The sequence below is a fragment of the Lysinibacillus antri genome (assembly GCF_003977595.1).
GTDB classification, from domain to species: domain Bacteria; phylum Bacillota; class Bacilli; order Bacillales_A; family Planococcaceae; genus Ureibacillus; species Ureibacillus antri.
The window spans coordinates 55838-76186 of record NZ_RYYR01000013.1; the positions used below are offsets into that span (position 1 = coordinate 55838).

The following is a 20349-nucleotide window of genomic DNA, read 5'->3' on the forward strand; positions in this document are numbered from 1 at the left end:
TCGATTTAATTTTTTAAATTATTCTTCATCCATAAATGGATACGTAATATCTGAAGTTGGTGCAAAGTTTTCTTTGATGACACGTGGAGTTGTCCAACGAATCATGTTGAATACGGAACCTGCTTTATCATTTGTACCAGAACCGCGTGATCCACCAAATGGTTGTTGGTTAATCATCGCACCAGTTGGCTTGTCATTAATATAGAAGTTTCCAGCTGCACCAGATAAGCGATTTTCTAAGTGAAGAATTGCTTGGCGATCTTGTGCAAAAATCGCACCTGTTAATGCGTACATAGACGCGGTATCGACTGCTTTTAATGTTTCTTCTAATTGATTATTTTCATAGACATAGATTGTTAACACTGGTCCAAAGATTTCTTCTACCATTGTTTTGAAGTTGGGATTAGTTGTGACAATAATTGTTGGTTGAATGAAGTAGCCAACTGAATCATCATACGTACCACCAACGATAATTTCTGCGTCTTCTGAAGCTTTTGCATACTCAATATAGTCTGTAATGGTTTCAAAGGCTGCTCGGTCAATGACTGCCCCCATAAAGTTACGGAAGTCACGAACATCGCCAACTTTGAGTTTTGCAGTTGCTTCAATTAAACCTGCTTTTACGTCTTCCCACATATTTGCCGGGATATAAGCACGTGAAGCAGCTGAACATTTTTGACCTTGGTATTCAAACGCACCACGAACAAGGTTAGCTACTACTTTATCTGCTTGTGCAGATTCGTGAGCAAATACAAAATCTTTCCCACCAGTTTCTCCAACTAAACGAGGATATGAAGTATAGTTGGCAATGTTTTCCCCAACATTTTTCCAAATTGTTTGGAATGTAGCTGTAGAACCAGTGAAGTGGAAGCCAGACATACGTGGATCCGTTAATACGATTTCAGATACTTGTGAGCCACGAGAAGGGACAAAGTTAATCACACCTTTTGGTAATCCAGCTTCCTCTAAAATACGCATAAAATAATAGTTCGCTAGTAATGAAGTTGTTGCTGGTTTCCATACAACTACATTTCCCATCATGGCTGGAGCTGCTGGTAAATTACCACCAATCGCTGTGAAGTTGAATGGAGAAATGGCTAATACGAATCCATCTAATGGACGGTAATCTGTACGGTTCCAAACATTTTTCATGCTTGCTGGTTGAATGGAATACACTTGGTTCGCATAATTAACGCCAAAACGTAAGAAGTCCACTAATTCTTGTGCAGAATCGATTTCAGCTTGAATAGCTGTTTTAGATTGTCCGAGCATTGTCGCAGCATTCATGACATCACGGTATGGACCAGAGATTAAATCAGCAGCTTTTAAGAAAATCGCTGCACGGTGTTCCCATGGCATATTTGCCCATGCTTCTTTCGCAGCCATTGCCGCTTCAATCGCATCACGTAATTCTTGTTCGCCAGCTTGCGAATAGTTTGCTAAAACATGTTGATGGTCATGTGGCATTACCACTTGCTTCACTGTATCTGTTGTTATATGTTGACCATTGATAATCACAGGAATCTCCACTACGATTTCAGATTGGCGCTTTAATTCAGCTTTTAATGTTTCTCTTTCTTTTGTTCCTGGAGCATAAGTATTACCTGGCTCGTTTATAGGTGTTGGGATTTTAAAAATTCCGTTAGTCATACTTTCACTTTCCTTCCTGTTATTGTTAACTAATAAATTGCTTACGAAGCCAAAGTAAAATATACCATTCTATCATTTTAAAACAGCTGTTTCGTATACAATATATTGTATATTATATATAGTATTTGTGATTTTTCAACAAAATAATGTTTTTTTTTAGAAATATGAATCCTATTTCTAATTTATAATGAGGCAATAGAGTGACACTTGAATAATTACTATGGAAAGGATATTAAAGATAAAAGGGGTACCTTCTTCGCAAAACACTTTAATATTTTTGGCATAGGTATTTTTTGCTTCGAGAGTTCCAGGGGCCTTAAAAGAGCGCATTATTTTTTAGTATGGGTGCATTACTAAAATGCAATGAGGTATGGAATGAGTATGGTTCTTAGTCAAGCAGATGTTTCGGTGAAGAGCTATAATAGATTATAAAAAAATGTAGAGGTTACTATATGTAATACCACTATAATTCGAAAAAGTATTTATTCAATAGCATAAAAACAATCCTGTTTCAAAAGAGATAGGGTTATTTTTTTATTGAAAAAACAAAATATAATATATAATATATAATATACAAAAATACTTAAAATTCTATTTATCTCGCATTAACGGGCAGTAAAGACTCCCACCTCAAGACTTAAGTAAAACAAAAAGGATAGGTGGGAGATCAACTGCCCGTAAAAGCCCGATTAGTTCAACTAACAATCCGTGGGGGATGAAGAAAACTCCCACGGATTGAAGTTTCACTTTATCTATATATTTAGAATATATACTTTCTAAATCAAGAAGTAGTATTAAGTAGAAAAATGAGCTAGATGAAAGAATTGAGATTATAGGGGGATTACTTAATTGAAAAGTCAAAATTACCAATTAGCAACTAAATTACGACATGAGTTACATCAGCATCCTGAACTTTCGAACGAAGAAATTTGGACAAAACAACACTTGATGAATTTCTTAAAAACAAATACAAATTTAGAAATTGTAGATAAAGGAAATTGGTTTTATGCGATTTATCGCGCAGGAACGGATAAGCTAAATATTGCATTCCGAGCAGAATTTGATGCACTTCCAATGGATGAAGTCATTGATCTTCCATGGGCTTCTCAATTCCCTGGGAGAGCACATAAATGTGGTCACGATGGCCATTCAGCAACACTGGCAGGATTTGCCCTTGAAATTGATCAAGAGGGTGCAGATAAAAATATATTTTTCCTCTTCCAACCCGCTGAAGAAACAGGAGATGGAGCGATTCAATGTGTTGATTTCATTAAAGAACACAATATTGATGAAATTTATGCCTACCACAATATGAGTGGTATCCCTTACAAAACTGTAGGAATTATGGATGGAACGATAATGTGTGCATCTAAAGGAATGACGATTCATTTGGAAGGTGCTCCTGCTCATGCTAGTCAGCCAGAAACAGGTATTAACCCATCTTTCGCAATCGGAAATATTCTCAGAGCAATTCCTGAATTCACCTCTCCAGAAAAAAATAAAGGTCTAATTTTGTGCACAGTTGTACAAATTGATGTAGGTGAAAAAGCATTCGGTATTGCTGCTTCACAAGGGAATCTTCGTATGACAATACGCGCTCTGTACGAGGAAGAGTTAGACCGTCTTCAAGAAAACCTTGAAAACTTTACAAAAGCGCAGGCCGAACAATTTGGGCTAAAAGTAAGCTTCCATTACAACGATGAATTCCCGGAAACGTTTAATCATAAAGAAAGTTCGGATAACATTCGTTTTGCTGCAAAATCCAAGGAAATGAAATTAATTGAACTGAAAGAAGCTTTTCGTGGTTCTGAAGACTTTGGTCACTTTACAAAGTTAACAAAAGGTGCATTTTGTCTAATTGGGAATGGAGAAGATTATCCGCATGTTCATACCTATGAGTACGACTTCCGTGATGAACTTATTGAATCGGGAGTTGAACTATTCAAGGGATTAGTTCAACTGTAATTTTAGAGAAAATGTCAGAGTGGTTTGGAGATTTTCATTAAAACAATAAATTTTGTGGCATTTATATAAATTTAAATGCTGATTATATAAAGTTAGGACCATTCCGACTATGTAATTCTAGAAAAAGCAACATTAAGCGGAAATATGCGTAGCTATGACTAGGAAGTTCGTAATCATTTATGTACACATATTCCAGAAATGATTGATCATGTTGTAAAAGCTTGGTGCGGGGAATATAGTATAACGAAATTCCTTACACCAACAACCTATAATGATCCTGAATTTGTTGATACCATTACACTTTTCTTATATCTCGATCACTGCACATACAAGAATTCAATTTAAATAGAGGACTATACATATTAGTTGATGATATGTATAATCCTCTATTTTTTTTAGAAATGAATAATTATACAATGGATTACTAATATGATTCGAAGAGACCTATTTTTCTTCCTTAATAAATAACGTTATTAGGCAAAACAAGAAGAAGCTTGCAAGCAATGTAACCCCACCAACGATATAAAAAATTAGCGTTATTCCTTCAGGTAGATTAAATGGTTTAACCATGTATAACCACATACCAAGTGTTAAACCAACAGATCCTATTATTGCAGTCCAAACATGTAGCCTGGTTAAAATCGTCTCGGATGTTTGGAAAACCTTATAAAAAACAGCCCATCCGAAAAGGGTTAACCAACCAACGACAAGAATATGTGCATGAATTGGACGAAATGCATACGAACCAGAACCGGCCATATGTGCGCCTAATATTGCTCCAATCAACCCGAAAACTCCTGCAAATCGTAACAGAGTTTTACTGTTTTTATTCATACAAAATTTTCCTCCATTTGTTCATCATTGTTTTTAAATCAATCATCTATAATGTACTTCTCGAATATGAACGGAGAATGAACAAATGTTTACAAAAAATAGCATGCAAACTAATGGATTAATTTCTACGGTATGAAATTATTAATCTTTCAACGTTTGAGTTGTTATCCTTTTGAAAATTAAACTATCAATTATTTAGGTGAAGGAAATACTTTTATAGTAATCATTACGTTGCATTATATATGTATACCATGTTCAAGCACTTGAAAATGTTCTATTAAGTTGTTAATATACTCGCCAAAGATAAAAGGTGCACTAAGTACGAATTCGGGAAGCTAAACGCGTTTTACAGGAAACGGATTTACCGCTAGAAGAAATTTCACGGTTAACAGATTATTGGCATCAAACGTATATTAATGCCAAGTTCAAGCAGCTAGAGGCATGCACACCATTAACACGTCGGTCTAGAATATAAAAAAGTGCTACGAATACTAAACTACACTATAATCTATTATTAGCTTTACAATTAACTAGTTTCGTTAACTTTGGAAAATTCTCGTTGACACTCTTTTTTTAAGCGTTTACAATGAAAATAGCTATTAGACATTAGAGAATTCAGCTAACTACCCTACGTTATTTAGAAAAGAGAAAGAGTTGTTTAAATGGCATTAATTAAAGATCGTCGTATTGGTAAACACGCTATCTTACTTTTACTTTCTGATAATTCTACTGAATATCTGGCAACACTTGAACAGTTGAATTGGAAGAGTTGTACAGGAAAAGTTGGAGCAATGGATGCGCATAAGGTAGTTGCTGCAATTGAAACAGCAGCTAAGAAAAGTGGAGTTATTCATCCGGACATTTATCGTGAATCACATGCATTATACCATGCGATTATTGAAGCGTTGAATGGGGTAACAAGAGGTCAAGTACAGATTGGAACGGTACTAAGAACAGTTGGCTTATCATTTGCGGTTTTACGAGGAAACCCATATGAAAGCGAGCATGAAGGCGATTGGATTGCCGTTTCCTTATATGGAACAATTGGCGCACCTATTAAAGGATCTGAGCACGAAACAATTGGTTTAGGTATTAATCACATATAATATGCCCATAGTATTTTAGTTAATAGGGGGCTATATCAAGAAATCGCTTTTTTAGTGATTTCTTAGATATAGTCTCCTTTTTTTATTGGGACTTTACCTAACTAAAGGATATTGAAGGGAGAAGAAAAGATGGTTATATTAAATGGTCAAACGCTTACTTTTTCAGATGTACAAAAAGTTTTATTTAAGGGAGAAAAAGTTACTTATTCCGAAGAGAGCATGAAAAAAGTTCAAGAAAGTCGAAAAGCGGTTGAAAAAATCGTTTCCGAAGGGCGAATTGTTTATGGTATTACAACGGGATTTGGAAAATTCAGTGATGTGTTTATAGGCAAAGATGATGTTGAGGCGCTGCAGCTAAATTTAATTCGTTCCCACGCCTGTGGGATTGGGGAACCTTTTCCAGAAGTTGTATCACGCGCGATGATTCTCCTTCGAGCAAATGCATTATTAAAGGGCTTTTCTGGTGTACGTCCTGTTGTCATTGAAAGATTACTAGAATTACTAAATGCCGGTATTCATCCGGTAATTCCTCAGCAAGGATCACTAGGCGCTAGTGGTGATTTAGCTCCACTTTCACATTTGGCCTTAGTATTAATTGGTGAAGGAGAAGTCTTTTATAAAGGCGAGAAAACATCTGCAATACATGCATTAAGGAAAGAAGCCATTTTCCCGATTACTTTAACAGCAAAAGAAGGTTTAGCTCTTATTAATGGTACTCAGGCGATGACAGCAATGGGTGTTGTGGCTTACTTGGAAGCAGAAAAATTAGCTTACCAAACAGAACTAATTGCATCCGCTACAATAGAAGGACTGCGTGGTATTATTGATGCATTTGACGAAGACATTCATCTTGCTCGTGGCTATAGAGAGCAAGTAGAAGTAGCTGAACGTATGCGTTCGTACTTAGTAGATAGTTCTTTAACAACAAAGCAGGGAGAACTTCGTGTACAAGATGCATACTCAATTCGTTGTATTCCTCAAGTACATGGGGCTACATGGCAAACATTAAACTATGTGAAAGAAAAATTGGAAATCGAAATGAATGCTGCTACTGATAATCCGTTAATTTTCGACGATGGTAAAAAAGTTTTATCTGGTGGTAATTTCCACGGGCAACCGATTGCATTTGCCATGGATTTCTTAGCAATTGCCGTAGCGGAACTAGCAAACATATCAGAACGCCGAATTGAACGACTCGTAAATCCACAATTAAATGATTTACCACCGTTTTTAAGTCCTGAACCAGGCTTACAATCAGGGGCGATGATCATGCAGTATGTGGCAGCATCACTTGTATCTGAAAACAAAACTTTGGCACACCCAGCAAGTGTTGATTCTATTCCTTCATCAGCGAACCAAGAAGATCACGTTAGTATGGGAACGATTGGGGCAAGACATGCATATCAAGTGATTACAAATACACGTCGAGTATTAGCAATTGAAGCCATTTGTGGACTACAAGCTGCAGAAATTCGTGGGAAAGATAAAATGGCTTCTGCTACACGCAAATTTTTAGAAAATGCTAGAAAAATTGTTCCATTTATTCATGCCGATCGAGTATTTTCTAAGGATATTGAAGCGATGAATACCTGGTTAAAGATTGAATCTTTCCAGTTTAGTAATTGTAAAGATAAAAACGCTACTTGTTAAGAAATTTTATAAAGAAAACATAGGATAAATTGTAAAAAGTATAAATTTATTAGGGGGAATTTAATATGAAAGCAACAAGTAACAATAGAGTTATTCGTTATGTAGGAACAAAACTAAATACGAAAGGCTGGCAACAAGAGGCCGTACTTCGGATGTTGATGAATAATTTAGATTCAGATGTGGCGGAGAGACCAGAAGATTTAGTTGTATATGGTGGAATTGGAAAGGCAGCACGTAACTGGGAATCCTTCGATGCAATTGTTAAATCACTTAAAGAATTAGAAAGTGATGAAACTTTACTTGTACAATCCGGTAAGCCAGTAGCTATTTTTAAAACGCATACTGATGCACCACGAGTTCTTCTTGCAAATTCTAACATTGTACCAGCTTATGCAAATTGGGAAACATTCCATGAACTTGATAAAAAAGGTTTAATAATGTATGGACAAATGACAGCGGGTAGTTGGATTTATATTGGATCTCAAGGCATCGTCCAAGGAACGTATGAAACATTTGCGGAGTTAGCGAAGCAGCATTTCAATAATACTCTTAAAGGTACTATCACTGTAACTGCAGGTTTAGGTGGAATGGGTGGTGCACAGCCACTTGCCGTAACAATGAATGGTGGTGTATGTATTGCCATTGAAGTGGATGAAACAAGAATTGACCGCCGAATTGAAACTCGTTACACAGATGTAAAAGCGTATACATTAGATGAAGCTATTCAGTTGGCTGAAGAGGCGAAGAAAGAAGGAAAAGCGTTATCCATTGGTTTATTAGGTAACGCAGCAGATATTCTTCCTGAAATGATTGCAAGAAACTTCATTCCTGATGTATTGACAGACCAAACATCTGCTCATGATCCGCTAAATGGCTACGTTCCTTCAAAGATGTCACTTGAAGAAGCAGCGTCTTTACGAAGCTCGAATCCTGAAGAATATGTGAAGCTTTCAAAAGTATCGATGGCAACACATGTAAGAGCAATGCTTGAGATGATGGAAAAAGGAGCAATTACCTTTGACTACGGAAACAATATTCGTCAAGTTGCCAAAGATGAGGGCGTAGAAAATGCATTTGACTTCCCAGGATTCGTACCAGCTTATATTCGTCCGCAATTTTGTGAAGGAAAAGGACCTTTCCGTTGGGTAGCATTGTCAGGAGATCCTGAAGATATTTATAAAACAGACCAAGCAATTTTACGTGAATTTAGTGATAACGAACATTTATGCAACTGGATTCGTATGGCGCAAGAAAAAATACAGTTCCAAGGTCTTCCTTCCCGAATTTGTTGGTTAGGCTATGGTGAACGTGCTCGTTTCGGAAAAATCATAAATGACATGGTGGCAAGCGGCGAACTAAAAGCACCTGTTGTAATCGGTCGTGACCACTTAGATTCTGGATCTGTTGCTTCACCAAATCGTGAAACAGAAGCTATGAAAGACGGATCAGACGTTGTAGCAGACTGGCCAATTCTAAATGCAATGGTAAACGCAGTTGGCGGCGCTACTTGGGTTTCTGTACACCACGGCGGTGGAGTAGGAATGGGTTACTCATTACATGCAGGAGTAGTTATTGTTGCAGATGGTACGAAAGAGGCAGCGGCACGTATTGAGCGAGTATTGACAACAGATCCAGGTATGGGTGTCGTTCGTCACGCTGACGCTGGATATGAACTTGCAAAGAAAACTGCACGTGAAAAAGGGATCAAGATGCCAATGCTTGATAAAGGGGCTGATCAGTAATGACAAAACCTCTCTGGATTAAACATGCTGCACAATTAGTGACACTTGCTTCTGATGTAAAGGGTCCACGCACCAAAGAAGCTATGTCTAATCTAGGTTTAATCGAAGATGGCAGCTTGTGGATTGAAGATGGAATTATTCAAGCTGTAGGGACAACGAAAGAGCTTGAAAAACGCTATTCAGAAAAGCTACATGAAGCAGAAATTGTTGATGCCAAGAACCATTTAGTCACTCCAGGATTAGTGGATCCCCATACACATGTTGTTTATGGGGGGAGTCGTGAGCGTGAATTTGAAATGCGCCTTGAAGGTGCGACTTATATGGATATTATGAACGCGGGTGGCGGAATTCATGCGACAACCCGTATGACAAGAGAAGCAACAGAAGATGAGCTAATTAAGCAAACAACACGTCGCCTTGACTCATTTCTAGCACATGGTGTAACAACTATTGAAGGAAAAAGTGGTTACGGGATGAATCTTGAAACCGAACTGAAACAGTTGCGCGTCATGAAAAAGCTACAAGAACAACATGTGATTGATATCGTTCCAACATTTATGGGTGCCCATGCTGTACCACCAGAATATAAAGGGCGTGAGGATGAATTTGTCGACCATCTTATTCAAGACATGTTACCAGTAGTAGCTGAGGAAAAACTGGCAGAATTTAATGATGTGTTTTGTGAAAAAGGTGTTTATACACCTGAACAATCTGAGCGCATTTTAGAAGCAGGAAAACGCTTTGGGTTAATTCCGAAAATTCATGCAGATGAAATTGAGCCTTATGGAGGAGCAGAATTAGCTGCAAAAATAGGGGCCATTTCAGCCGAACATTTGTTAAAAGCGTCAGAAGCAGGTATTAAAGCGATGGCGAAGTCAGGAACAATTGCTTGTTTACTTCCTGCAACAGCCTTGTATTTACGAGAGGAAGCAGCTGCAGGAAGAAAAATGATTGACGAGGGTGTAGCTGTAGCAATTTCAACGGATTGCAATCCAGGATCTTCACCAACAACATCAATGCCACTTGTTATGAATTTGGCTTGTATATCTATGCGACTTACTCCTGCAGAAGCATTAACAGCAGCAACCTATAATGCAGCTTGTGCAATCAACCGACAGGAACAAGTGGGGTCGCTTGAAGTTGGGAAACAAGCGGATATCGTGCTATGGAAAACGAAAAATTATCAGGAACTGCAATATTTATTTGGTGTGAACCATGTAAAATCTGTATGGAAAAAAGGGATAAAGGTGGTGTAAGTAGTATGAGTAAGCATTGGCTTCAAGTTCCTGAATGGTCTTGGAATCATCCTGAGGAAAATCAACCAACTTATGTTCATCATTGGGTTCAACAACTTAACAACATAAAACATACGCCTGATATGATTCTCTACGGTGCACCCATTTCGAGATCTTCGATTAGTGTTTCCGGAGCTTCCTTATATCCAACAGAGTTCCGACGAAATTGGAAAGGTTTTGCTACATATAATTTGGACGAAAATGTTGATCTAGTCCACTATAGAGTAGCAGATGCTGGAGATGTAGCAATGCATACGACAGATATTCTTTTATCACATCAACGGATTCAAGATACAACTACTTATCTAGCAAAACATTATCCAAGTACAACTACATGTATGATTGGTGGCGACCATTCCACAACAGCATGTGCTGTTCGCGGAATTAAAGAAGCTTTTTTTAATGAAACAATCGGAATCTTGCAGCTTGATACCCACCTTGATGTGAGAGATCCAAAAGAATTAGGACCGGCAAACGGAACACCAATTAGGCAATTAATTGATGGGAATATTGTCAAGGGCGAGAATGTCGTTAATATTGGTTTACATGGCTACTATAATGCGAGACCGCTGATTGATTATGCGAACGAACATAATATTCAGATGGTGACATTAAAGCAAGCACGTAAGCAGGGGCTGATCAAGACAATTCAAGGAGCACTTGAGCAATTAGCAACAAAAGTTGATCGTATCTACGTCACTGTTGATATGGATGTACTTGATATATCAGTTGCGCCGGGTGTACCAGCGTCTACCCCAGGTGGTATGACAACGATTGAACTGTTTGATAGTTTACTTGAAATCGGAAAGCATCCTAATGTACAGCATATTGATTTTGTTTGTCTAGACCCTAGCAAAGATTCGGCGGTTGCCCAAACAGTTAAGACTGGGGTATATGCATGGTTACAATTTGTTACAGGGTGTATTTTACAGACTAGGCAATTCAAAAGGGTTTGATATTGATTATTTACTCGAACAATGGGATAGCTTTGGTATATTAGTATCCTTTCAAAATTAGCTTTATTCTAGAATAAGTATATAAGGGATTATGTAGTACTTGTAAAAGCAGGGATTGAATGTTGCTATTCAATCCTTGTTTTTTATTTTTCGATTGTAGAGAGCAAGCTCGTTGATTAGGAAATAAAACATACATTCCGCAAAAAATAATCTACTACAGGTTTAAAGTCTATTGAATATGAACGTGCTTAATAGTAACAAAGAAAGAGAGATTACTATTAAGGAGTGTTGTTATGGGAGTATTTAATTAAGAAAAACGGACAATATTTAGCTTCCATCCGATCTCATCCAACAATTAATAACGAAATTCTACTAAACTTCAATCTGATATTTTTGTTATTCGTAGACAGTCGTTTTTCCTAGGCGTAAAATAGCTTTTAGGGGGGGTGTATGGCAATTAAGGAAGACAACCATAAATGTAGTGCCTTTTTTTGCCTTAACAATGAGAATAATCCGAACAATTTTACAAATTATCATATTATATATTTTTTATTATATGGGCGTATTAATCGTCCATTATACAGGGTTGCCATTACCTGCCAGTGTTATCGGATTAATTTTATTAGCCGCATGTCTACAATTTAAGCTAGTTAAAGTAGATTACATTCGTGAAGGTGCGGGGTTTTTACTTGCCTTCATGACGTTATTCTTTATTCCACCGATGATTGGGATTATTGATTACCCAGAGTTGCTATCTCTTCACGGGGTTATATTAATGATAGCAGTCTTTCTTAGTACCATGTTTACAATATTTATTACGAGTACATTGAGTGAGAAAATAGAGAAAAAGGAATTAGCGGTAAAAGAAAAAAAGGATCGAGAGGGGGAAGGGGCAATTGAAAGCAGTCATATTCATCATTAGTACGGTTGTCATTTTTTTGATAATGAATCAATTATATAAAAAATATACATACCCATTTCTATTGCCTCTTTTGACAACGACCATTATATTAGTGATCATTTTACTTTCATTTGATATTCCATACGCTGATTATATGGAAGGTGGTCAATATATTCAGCATTTATTGGGACCAGCTGTCGTAGGGTTGGCCTTTCCTTTGTACAACCAACGCCATTTAATTAGCAAATATAAATATACAATCATCTCAGGAATATTCATTGCTATGATCAGTGGGCTCTTTACGATTTATTTTATGTTAAGGATTTTTAAACTCGATGAATCGCTTATTTTAACAGCCTTACCCAAATCATTAACAACACCTATTGCGATGCAAGTAAGTGAAACAATTAACGGAATTCCGCCGTTAACAGCAGTCTTAGTAATGATTGCTGGTTTTGGTGGTGCTTTATTTGGACCATTCGTTTATAAATTAGGGAAAATCCAATCGCCCATTAGTAGAGGTATTTCGATGGGAAGTGCAAGTCATGGAGTGGGTATTTCAAAGTTAAGGGATTATAGTGAAGAGGATTTATCAATGGGTTCTCTTGCAATGGGGTTAAGTGCAATCGTTGGAGCAATTTTATGTCCGATTTTTGTTATGATCTTTTTTTAAATTGTATAGTATTGTCAGAATTGTTTGCGTGCCAGGCACCAAAATAAAAAGCATTCTAGTTATTTCGAACTAGAATGCTTTATTCGTCTGAAAAGGATTTATAGGTGCACATTAATAAATTGGTTTTCTCTCTTTAATGACACGAATTGTCTTCAAGCTACTATCTTCAGGGCCTTGAACAGGTAATCCTGCGTCAATATTCATTTTAATGTACTCAATATTATCTTCAGTTATTATTTCCCCGGGAATGAAAATTGGAATTCCTGGAGGGTATACCATAATAAATTCTGCGCAAATATACCCAGCAGACTTATCAAAATCTATTACTTCTGTACTAGCGTAAAAGGCGTCTCTTGGTGACATTGCTAAAGCAGGAATATCCGGAACATTTACATTTGTTTCCTTTACTGTCGCATCCGATTCAAATGCATTTGACATTCTTTGGAGTGCATTAATCAGTAAATTAATTTCCTTTTTCGTATCCCCTAAAGTAATAAGGCAAAGGATATTATAAAGATCGGATAATTCTACTTCGATATTTGCATTTAATCTTAACCATTCTTCTGCTTGATGGCCTGTAATACCAAGATCTTTTACACTAATAAGTAGTTTCGTTGGATCCATATCATAGGTAGCTGAAGAATGAAGTATTTCTCTTCCTGCTACTTTTAAATGTGGAATCTTGTTAATTCGTTTTCTTGCGTCTTTTGCAAGGCGAATCGCATTATCTATTAAATCATACCCATGGACCGCCAATTGACGTCTAGCAGTATCTAATGAAGCTAAAAGTGGGTACGATGTTGAAGTTGTCGTTAACATAGATAAAATGGATTGTGCTCGGTTTACTGAAACTAATCCTTCACGTACATTTAATACCGAGCTTCCTGTCATGGAACCACCAAGTTTATGAACGCTTGTTGCAGCCATATCAGCTCCAGCTTCCATTGCCGATATTGGCATTTCATCATGGAACTTAATATGAACGCCATGCGCTTCGTCAACAATAACAGGAATATTGTGCGCGTGAACGATATCCACAATACGTTTTAAATCTGTAGCAAAACCAAAATAGGTTGGGTTAATTACTAGCATAGCTTTTGCATCTGGGTATTTTGCTAAAGCCTTTTCTACAGACTCTGCTGAAATACCATGGGCAATACCGTACTCTACATCAACTTCTGGGTGAATAAAAATTGGAATTGCACCAGCTAAAACAATTGCAGACATTGTTGATTTATGAACATTCCGTGGTACCAATATTTTATCACCTGGACCGACGACGGTTAAAATCATCGCCATTATGGCGCCACTAGTACCTTGGACGGAAAAAAATGTATGGTCAGCACCAAAGGCTTCAGCTGCAAGTGCTTGTGCTTCTTTAATTGCGCCTTTTGGTGAGTGTAGATCATCTAGTGGAGCAATATTAATTAAATCAATTGATAAAACGTTGTCGCCGACGAACTCGCGAAACGCTGGATCCATTCCCTGTCCTTTTTTATGTCCAGGAATGTGAAATTGTATAGGATGTCTGTTTCGATGTTTGAGTAATACGTCGAACAATGGAGTCTCTAACTGTGACAACGCAGGTACCACCTCACTTTATGTAATTTACAAAACAAAATGAATTATAGCACCTATTGAAGGTTATGACCATAATTAATTAAAGGAAATTTACTTAAATTAGCGAAACTAGTTTTATAGAAATGGAAAAAAGGGGATGACTTCATGAATTGGAATACAAGAGTTACGGAATTATTAAATATTAAATATCCGATTATACAAGGAGGTTTAGCGTATTTAGGGTACTCAGATTTAGCAGCAGCCGTTTCAAATGCTGGGGGACTGGGTCAAATAACTGCGATGACTTTGGAAACACCTGAAATGCTTAGAGAAGAAATTCAAAAGGTACGCGAAAGAACAAATCAGCCATTTAGTGTAAACTTTGCATTTGGTCATTACGGTCAGGGACATGAAGAGAAATTAAAGATTGTAATGGAAGAAAAAGTACCTGTAGTTTCACTTACCGGGGCCAATCCAACGCCTATTTTTGAACTATTAAAAGGTACTGATATTAAAAAATTAGTGTTAGTCGCTTCAAAAAGACAAGCACAAAAGGCAGAGCAACTTGGAGCGGATGCAGTCATGGTTGTCGGGCATGAAGGAGGAGGACATTTAGGACGTGATGATGTAAGTACGATGGTTCTTGTTCCACAAGTTGTAGACAGTGTATCAATTCCTGTTATTGCGTCAGGAGGCATTGGAGATGGTCGTGGCTGGATGGCCGCACATATGCTAGGGGCAGAAGGGATCGAAATGGGAACCCGCTTTGTAGCAACAAAGGAATGCGTCCATGCATCAGCGCAATATATTGAGGCAATAGTAAATAGTACGGAAGTAGATACGACCATTATTAAACGGTCGCTAGGTTCTCCTGCTCGTGTTTTACGGACTGATTTTACTGAAAAAATTTTAGAAATTGAAAAAATTTCACCTACTTATGAAGCGTTAAAAGAACATATTAGTGGTAAGGCAAATAAAAAGTTTATACATGATGGTGACGCTTCAAATGGATTTGGATGGGCAGGGCAAGTCGTAGGATTGATTAAAGATGTTCCTACTGTAGAAGAACTAATTGGGCGGATGGTTGCAGAAGCACAATCGTTAAGGCTAAAATGGGGACAATAACTGAAGGAGAAGGTGTAGTGATGGAATATTCATATCCAATTTTGCCAGACTGGTCAACAGAAGAGATTATTGATGTAATTAAATTTTTTGAAGGAATTGAACAAGCCTATGAGAAAGGGATTAAACGGGAAGATATTTTAGCTAGATATCGTCGCTTTAAAGAAATTGTCCCTTCAAAAGCAGAAGAGAAAACATTATTCCGCGAGTTTGAGGAAGTTAGTGGATATGTAAGCTATCAAGTTGTGAAAAAAACAAAGGAATTAGAAAATAGTCAATTAGTTCAATTAAATAAAAATTAAACAACCCATACAAAAAGGGCTTTTTTGCAATTATTGTTTAATTGTAAAAAAGTCCTATTTTTAATTTTTAGTAGTAAGTTTTTAAGAATTTCTGCTTGTCAATAATAAATATTAAATAAAAATTTAAAAAACAACAAATTAACAGTAGAAATATGTAATGTTTAGTTGTATTTTGTGCATATTAATTATACAACACACTAAAAGTTAGTGGAAAATTCAAAAATTCCCACTCCCTTTATATAGTTACTAGCTCTTCGACAACCCTGGGGCTGTACCAAAGGAAAAAAACTCCCTTGTGTTAGCCTCAACAGTTATTTAAGCTTGCGCAAACATCTACTGTTTTTCCTATTTACCAGTAATAATGTTGTAGATGGGCAATAATGCTTCAAATGTTTCTTCAGTTAATTGTAAAAACTGATCAGATGACAGATTAATTGCTTCATCACGGGATATGTGGCGTCCTACTAAAAATTCACCTTTTTTGACGTCACGTAATCGGACTAACAACGGTTCAAGCTGTTTTTCACGACCTGTTTTTAAAAGAATTGCGTCTTGTGACATATGATCACCCGAAATAATAAAATCTTCAGGTAACTCGTTAAAAATATGAATATTTTCTAATAAACGAGTAGCCATTTGAGATTTTTGAGGTGCTTCGTAAATAATTGCAACAATTATGAATAAATGTGTATTCCAAAGTCCAATTTGAAAATGAGGAAGCGATTTATAACCACGTTTGTATGGTGCAAATGCTACCCAAGAATCTTTAGGAGGATTGATTGTTCTTCTCGCATGTTTTGCGATATGTGGAAAAAATTCTTCACCAGTATTGACACTAAAATAATTTGAAAACTTTTCAGCTAAAATTTGAAATTTTGGGCGAACAATTGTAGATAATGCATCCATACGTTGTTCAAGACCGTCAATTTCAAAAACATTAAAGTCGTTACTTGTCCAATTTACATTGTTCATGGAGAAACACCTCTATCTTTCGATTACATGTTTATTTTATCTGTTTTTTGGGAAAAATTTTGTAACAAACCATTCATGAGACCAAAATTTTTAAAAAATGAAAGGGAAGTGAATTATTATGAAACAGATGATTAAAATTATACGTAAAGTTGATATTGAAAAGCAATATGAACAAGTTCTACGTTTAGAGCTGGATTATGAACTTGCGTCACTGTATGCCGCTATGCAAGATAAAGATTCAAAAGAGATGGAAAAGAGTAAAAAACGATTGAAAGAGATACAAGACGAATTAGACGGTCTTCACGCATATGTTTGAAATTTTCATAATAATTTAAAAAATCACTTGCTCCGATATCGGATTGCAAGTGATTTTTGTTATAATCAAAAGAAAGGGTACATGAATACGACAGAAGTTCTTAAAGTAGAATGGATGTTTGTTAAAAAGGTGGGGGCTAAATGGACATACAACGAATTGACCAATACGCAAAAGAAATGATTTTTGAAGCAGGAAAGCGAATTCGTGATGCGTTTTCGTACGATTTAAAAGTTGAAACAAAATCAGGAGCAAATGATTTAGTGACAAATATTGATCGGGAAACAGAGCTTTTCTTTATTGAAAAAATCAAAGCATTCGATGCAACTCATAAAATCATCGGGGAAGAAGGTATGGGTGAAAAAGTGGATTCACTCGAAGGTCCTGTTTGGATAATTGACCCGATTGATGGGACGATGAATTTTGTCAAACAACACCGCCATTTTTTTATAACTATTGGATTTTTCGTTGATGGTATTGGAAAACTAGGATACATATTTGATGTGATGCGAGAAGATTTATTTTATGCAATCGAAGGTAAGGGGGCATGGTATAACGACTCCCCAATGCGTAAACTTCAGCCATTAAAGATTGAGGAAGCAATTATTGGTATTAATGCAAGCTGGGTTACGCCCAATTCGTATTTAAATCACGAGAAAATGATTGAATTAATTCATACGATAAGAGGTACGCGTTCCTATGGTTCAGCAGCTATGGAAATCGCTTTTGTTGTTAGCGGTAAACTAGATGCTTACATATCAATGTGTTTATCGCCTTGGGATATCGGTGGAGGAACTGTGATAGCGAAAGAGGTAGGCGCAATTGCAACGAATCTAAAAGGGGAATATTTCGACTTTTTAAATCCTGATACTTTTATTATTGCGAATCCATCAATCCACCAAAAAATATTGGAACATTATATTGAAGAAAAATAAAACAAACCGCAAAGGGGCGTACGAAAAGTGATTTTCGAACGCCCCTTTGCGGTTTTTAGTTGACTATGGCATGAAATCTTGTTTTTAAATGAATGTTAATAATCACTTGTGGAATGATAAGGATACAACCTGTTGTCAGAGCTTTCGCGAGCGTTCTTTCGCTTTTATAGTAACCCTTGATTTTGAAATTTGCGTTTCATTTTGAATCCTGTCATCATTACAACACATAATGCAACAAGTCCTGCGATTGCGGCTATAACGGATTTAATTGCGATTGCATAGCCTATTGAAATCATCGACAAAATTGCTGCCACTGCAAAAATAAACATCACCATTTTTGCCTTGTTCATTTGACATAAGCCTCCTTATTTATGTAGAAAAAGAAAATTTTTTTATTAAGAATGTCGAAATTGCTAAAATATGAAAAAGACATGAGCTTCTTCTTGTGCTATAATAACACAGTTAATCAGAAAATAGAATGTGGAGTGGAATAATGACAAAGTTACGCGAAGATTTACGCAATATTGCAATTATCGCACACGTAGACCATGGTAAAACAACATTGGTAGACCAATTATTAAAACAATCAGGTACATTTCGTTCGAACGAACATGTAGAAGAACGAGCAATGGACTCAAATGATATAGAACGTGAACGCGGGATTACAATCTTAGCGAAAAATACAGCAGTAAATTACAACGGTACACGTATCAATATCCTAGATACACCAGGACATGCCGATTTCGGTGGAGAAGTAGAACGTATTTTAAAAATGGTAGATGGCGTTCTTTTAGTAGTTGATGCATATGAAGGTTGTATGCCACAAACTCGCTTTGTATTGAAAAAAGCATTAGAACAAAAATTAACGCCAATCGTAGTAGTAAATAAAGTAGATAAAGATTCAGCAAGACCAGAAGAAGTTGTGGATGAAGTTCTTGATTTACTAATTGAATTAGGTGCAGATGAAGATCAATTAGATTTCCCAGTTGTTTATGCGTCAGGCGTAAATGGTACAGCATCACTTGATTCAGACCCAGCAAAACAAGAAGAGAACATGCAGTGCTTATTTGAACAAATTATCGAATCAATTCCAGCTCCTGTAGATACGCGTGAAGAACCATTACAATTCCAAGTAGCATTACTTGATTATAATGACTTTGTTGGTCGTATCGGTATTGGTCGTGTATTCCGTGGAACAATTCATGTGGGACAACAAGTTGCTTTAATGAAGCTTGATGGTTCTGTGAAAAACTTCCGTGTAACAAAATTATTTGGTTTCTTCGGTTTAAAACGTGAAGAGATTCAAGAAGCATACACTGGTGATTTAGTGGCTGTTTCTGGGATGGAAGAAATCAACGTTGGGGAAACAGTTTGTCCAGTTGACCACCAAGAAGCATTAACACCACTTCGCATTGACGAACCAACTTTACAAATGACTTTCTTAGTAAATAACTCACCATTTGCAGGTCGTGAAGGTAAATGGATCACTTCTAGAAAAATTGAAGAGCGATTACGTTCACAATTACAAACAGACGTGTCTCTTCGTGTAGAAGATACGGATTCTCCAGATGCATGGGTTGTGTCGGGTCGTGGAGAACTTCACTTATCGATCTTAATCGAAAACATGCGTCGCGAAGGTTATGAATTACAAGTGTCAAAACCACAAGTAATCATCCGTGAAATTGATGGCGTAAAATGTGAGCCAATCGAACGCGTACAAATCGATGTACCAGAAGAATCAGTAGGTTCAGTCATTGAATCACTTGGTAACCGTAAAGGTGAAATGTTAGACATGATCAATGAAGGAAATGGACAAGTTCGTATTATCTTCATGGTTCCTGCCCGTGGATTAATTGGTTACACAACAGAATTCATGTCGTTAACAAAAGGTTTTGGTATCATTAACCACACATTTGATTCGTATCAACCTGTTGTTGCTGGACGCGTTGGTGGTCGTCACCAAGGTGCACTTGTATCAATGGAGACAGGAAAAGCGACAACTTATGGTATGATGCAAATCGAAGACCGTGGTACACTGTTTGTAGAACCAGGTACTGAAATTTATGAAGGTATGATCGTTGGGGAAAATAACCGTGACAACGATATTACTGTTAATATTACGAAAATGAAACAAAAAACAAATGTCCGTTCAGCAACAAAGGATGCTACAAATGTTATTAAACGTCCGAAAATTTTAACACTTGAAGAAGCATTAGAATTTTTAGATGATGATGAGTATTTAGAAGTAACTCCAGAATCAATTCGTTTACGTAAACAGATTCTAGATAAAAATGAACGTGAAAAACAAGCGAAAAAGAAAAAGTTCGCTGAATAATTAATTGGTAGCTGGGGAAATGATGAAAGGTGTTGTGG

19 protein-coding genes are annotated in these 20349 nt (G+C 36.8%); 14 read left to right on the forward strand and 5 right to left on the reverse strand.

Annotated elements, in window-relative coordinates:
- Positions 1 to 18: 18 nt before the first annotated feature.
- The gene (gene pruA, locus EK386_RS11170; protein ID WP_126659253.1) at positions 19 to 1650 is read right to left on the reverse strand and encodes an L-glutamate gamma-semialdehyde dehydrogenase; all 1632 of its coding nucleotides are present in this window, start codon (positions 1648 to 1650) and stop codon (positions 19 to 21) included.
- Between the two features lie 849 nt (positions 1651 to 2499).
- Between pruA and EK386_RS11175 the strand changes: the two genes are divergently transcribed.
- Entirely contained in the window at positions 2500 to 3615 is a 1116-nt protein-coding gene (locus EK386_RS11175; protein ID WP_126659254.1) for a M20 metallopeptidase family protein, read from the forward strand.
- A gap of 444 nt (positions 3616 to 4059) precedes the next feature.
- Here the strand turns inward: EK386_RS11175 and EK386_RS11180 are convergent, their stop codons facing one another.
- Positions 4060 to 4449, reverse strand: a complete 390-nt coding sequence (locus EK386_RS11180) for a hypothetical protein (RefSeq protein ID WP_126659255.1) — start codon at positions 4447 to 4449, stop codon at positions 4060 to 4062.
- 325 nt (positions 4450 to 4774) lie between these two features.
- Between EK386_RS11180 and EK386_RS20640 the strand changes: the two genes are divergently transcribed.
- The 8 genes from EK386_RS20640 (at position 4775) to EK386_RS11220 (ending at position 12772) form a co-directional block, all read left to right on the forward strand.
- On the forward strand, positions 4775 to 4924 hold the full coding sequence (locus tag EK386_RS20640; protein ID WP_342774254.1) for a helix-turn-helix transcriptional regulator: 150 nt from the start codon (positions 4775 to 4777) through the stop codon (positions 4922 to 4924).
- Between the two features lie 187 nt (positions 4925 to 5111).
- A complete protein-coding gene (gene hutP, locus EK386_RS11190) occupies positions 5112 to 5555 on the forward strand; it encodes a histidine utilization transcription antiterminator HutP (RefSeq protein WP_126659256.1) in 444 nt (147 codons plus the stop codon).
- A 129-nt stretch (positions 5556 to 5684) separates the two neighbouring features.
- Complete coding sequence (gene hutH / locus EK386_RS11195; protein ID WP_126659257.1) at positions 5685 to 7205, forward strand: histidine ammonia-lyase; 1521 nt, start codon at positions 5685 to 5687, stop codon at positions 7203 to 7205.
- A 65-nt stretch (positions 7206 to 7270) separates the two neighbouring features.
- Positions 7271 to 8947: a urocanate hydratase gene (hutU, locus tag EK386_RS11200; protein ID WP_126659258.1), complete on the forward strand. Its 1677-nt coding sequence runs from the start codon at positions 7271 to 7273 to the stop codon at positions 8945 to 8947.
- Positions 8947 to 10203, forward strand: coding sequence for an imidazolonepropionase (gene hutI, locus EK386_RS11205; RefSeq protein ID WP_126659259.1), 1257 nt, complete (start codon positions 8947 to 8949; stop codon positions 10201 to 10203). Before hutU ends, hutI begins: the two co-directional genes overlap by 1 nt.
- 5 nt (positions 10204 to 10208) lie before the next feature.
- On the forward strand, positions 10209 to 11198 hold the full coding sequence (locus tag EK386_RS11210) for an agmatinase family protein (protein ID WP_126659260.1): 990 nt from the start codon (positions 10209 to 10211) through the stop codon (positions 11196 to 11198).
- Positions 11199 to 11700: 502 nt separating this feature from the next.
- A complete protein-coding gene (locus EK386_RS11215) occupies positions 11701 to 12120 on the forward strand; it encodes a CidA/LrgA family protein (RefSeq protein WP_126659261.1) in 420 nt (139 codons plus the stop codon).
- Complete coding sequence (locus EK386_RS11220; RefSeq protein WP_126659262.1) at positions 12095 to 12772, forward strand: LrgB family protein; 678 nt, start codon at positions 12095 to 12097, stop codon at positions 12770 to 12772. Before EK386_RS11215 ends, EK386_RS11220 begins: the two co-directional genes overlap by 26 nt.
- Before the next feature lie 111 nt (positions 12773 to 12883).
- On the opposite strand, the gene EK386_RS11225 is transcribed toward EK386_RS11220, so the two are convergent.
- A complete protein-coding gene (locus EK386_RS11225) occupies positions 12884 to 14353 on the reverse strand; it encodes an aminotransferase class I/II-fold pyridoxal phosphate-dependent enzyme (protein WP_126659263.1) in 1470 nt (489 codons plus the stop codon).
- 144 nt (positions 14354 to 14497) lie between these two features.
- Between EK386_RS11225 and EK386_RS11230 the strand changes: the two genes are divergently transcribed.
- Both EK386_RS11230 and EK386_RS11235 read left to right on the forward strand, forming a co-directional pair.
- Positions 14498 to 15457: an NAD(P)H-dependent flavin oxidoreductase gene (locus EK386_RS11230; protein ID WP_126659264.1), complete on the forward strand. Its 960-nt coding sequence runs from the start codon at positions 14498 to 14500 to the stop codon at positions 15455 to 15457.
- A 20-nt stretch (positions 15458 to 15477) separates the two neighbouring features.
- Entirely contained in the window at positions 15478 to 15756 is a 279-nt protein-coding gene (locus EK386_RS11235; protein WP_126659290.1) for a UPF0223 family protein, read from the forward strand.
- Positions 15757 to 16101: 345 nt separating this feature from the next.
- Here the strand turns inward: EK386_RS11235 and EK386_RS11240 are convergent, their stop codons facing one another.
- Positions 16102 to 16728, reverse strand: coding sequence for a YktB family protein (locus tag EK386_RS11240; protein ID WP_126659265.1), 627 nt, complete (start codon positions 16726 to 16728; stop codon positions 16102 to 16104).
- 118 nt (positions 16729 to 16846) lie between these two features.
- On the opposite strand from EK386_RS11240, the gene EK386_RS11245 reads away from it, so the two are divergent.
- Entirely contained in the window at positions 16847 to 17044 is a 198-nt protein-coding gene (locus EK386_RS11245) for a YkzI domain-containing protein (protein WP_126659266.1), read from the forward strand.
- A 140-nt stretch (positions 17045 to 17184) separates the two neighbouring features.
- Entirely contained in the window at positions 17185 to 17976 is a 792-nt protein-coding gene (locus EK386_RS11250; protein ID WP_126659267.1) for an inositol monophosphatase family protein, read from the forward strand.
- Between the two features lie 164 nt (positions 17977 to 18140).
- Here EK386_RS11250 and EK386_RS11255 read toward each other — a convergent pair whose 3' ends face one another.
- Positions 18141 to 18326, reverse strand: a complete 186-nt coding sequence (locus EK386_RS11255; protein WP_126659268.1) for a DUF5325 family protein — start codon at positions 18324 to 18326, stop codon at positions 18141 to 18143.
- Between the two features lie 143 nt (positions 18327 to 18469).
- Between EK386_RS11255 and typA the strand changes: the two genes are divergently transcribed.
- The gene (gene typA, locus EK386_RS11260; protein WP_126659269.1) at positions 18470 to 20311 is read left to right on the forward strand and encodes a translational GTPase TypA; all 1842 of its coding nucleotides are present in this window, start codon (positions 18470 to 18472) and stop codon (positions 20309 to 20311) included.
- Positions 20312 to 20349 lie beyond the last annotated feature (38 nt).

Bases quoted from the DNA above. Each gene is read 5' to 3' on its own strand.
- pruA (WP_126659253.1), bottom strand. From the start codon at position 1,650: ATGACTAACGGAATTTTTAAAATCCCAACACCTATAAACGAGCCAGGT.
- EK386_RS11180 (WP_126659255.1), bottom strand. From the start codon at position 4,449: ATGAATAAAAACAGTAAAACTCTGTTACGATTTGCAGGAGTTTTCGGG.
- hutP (WP_126659256.1), top strand. From the start codon at position 5,112: ATGGCATTAATTAAAGATCGTCGTATTGGTAAACACGCTATCTTACTT.
- hutH (WP_126659257.1), top strand. From the start codon at position 5,685: ATGGTTATATTAAATGGTCAAACGCTTACTTTTTCAGATGTACAAAAA.
- hutU (WP_126659258.1), top strand. From the start codon at position 7,271: ATGAAAGCAACAAGTAACAATAGAGTTATTCGTTATGTAGGAACAAAA.
- hutI (WP_126659259.1), top strand. From the start codon at position 8,947: ATGACAAAACCTCTCTGGATTAAACATGCTGCACAATTAGTGACACTT.
- EK386_RS11210 (WP_126659260.1), top strand. From the start codon at position 10,209: ATGAGTAAGCATTGGCTTCAAGTTCCTGAATGGTCTTGGAATCATCCT.
- EK386_RS11215 (WP_126659261.1), top strand. From the start codon at position 11,701: ATGAGAATAATCCGAACAATTTTACAAATTATCATATTATATATTTTT.
- EK386_RS11230 (WP_126659264.1), top strand. From the start codon at position 14,498: ATGAATTGGAATACAAGAGTTACGGAATTATTAAATATTAAATATCCG.
- EK386_RS11235 (WP_126659290.1), top strand. From the start codon at position 15,478: ATGGAATATTCATATCCAATTTTGCCAGACTGGTCAACAGAAGAGATT.
- EK386_RS11240 (WP_126659265.1), bottom strand. From the start codon at position 16,728: ATGAACAATGTAAATTGGACAAGTAACGACTTTAATGTTTTTGAAATT.
- EK386_RS11245 (WP_126659266.1), top strand. From the start codon at position 16,847: ATGAAACAGATGATTAAAATTATACGTAAAGTTGATATTGAAAAGCAA.
- EK386_RS11250 (WP_126659267.1), top strand. From the start codon at position 17,185: ATGGACATACAACGAATTGACCAATACGCAAAAGAAATGATTTTTGAA.
- EK386_RS11255 (WP_126659268.1), bottom strand. From the start codon at position 18,326: ATGAACAAGGCAAAAATGGTGATGTTTATTTTTGCAGTGGCAGCAATT.
- typA (WP_126659269.1), top strand. From the start codon at position 18,470: ATGACAAAGTTACGCGAAGATTTACGCAATATTGCAATTATCGCACAC.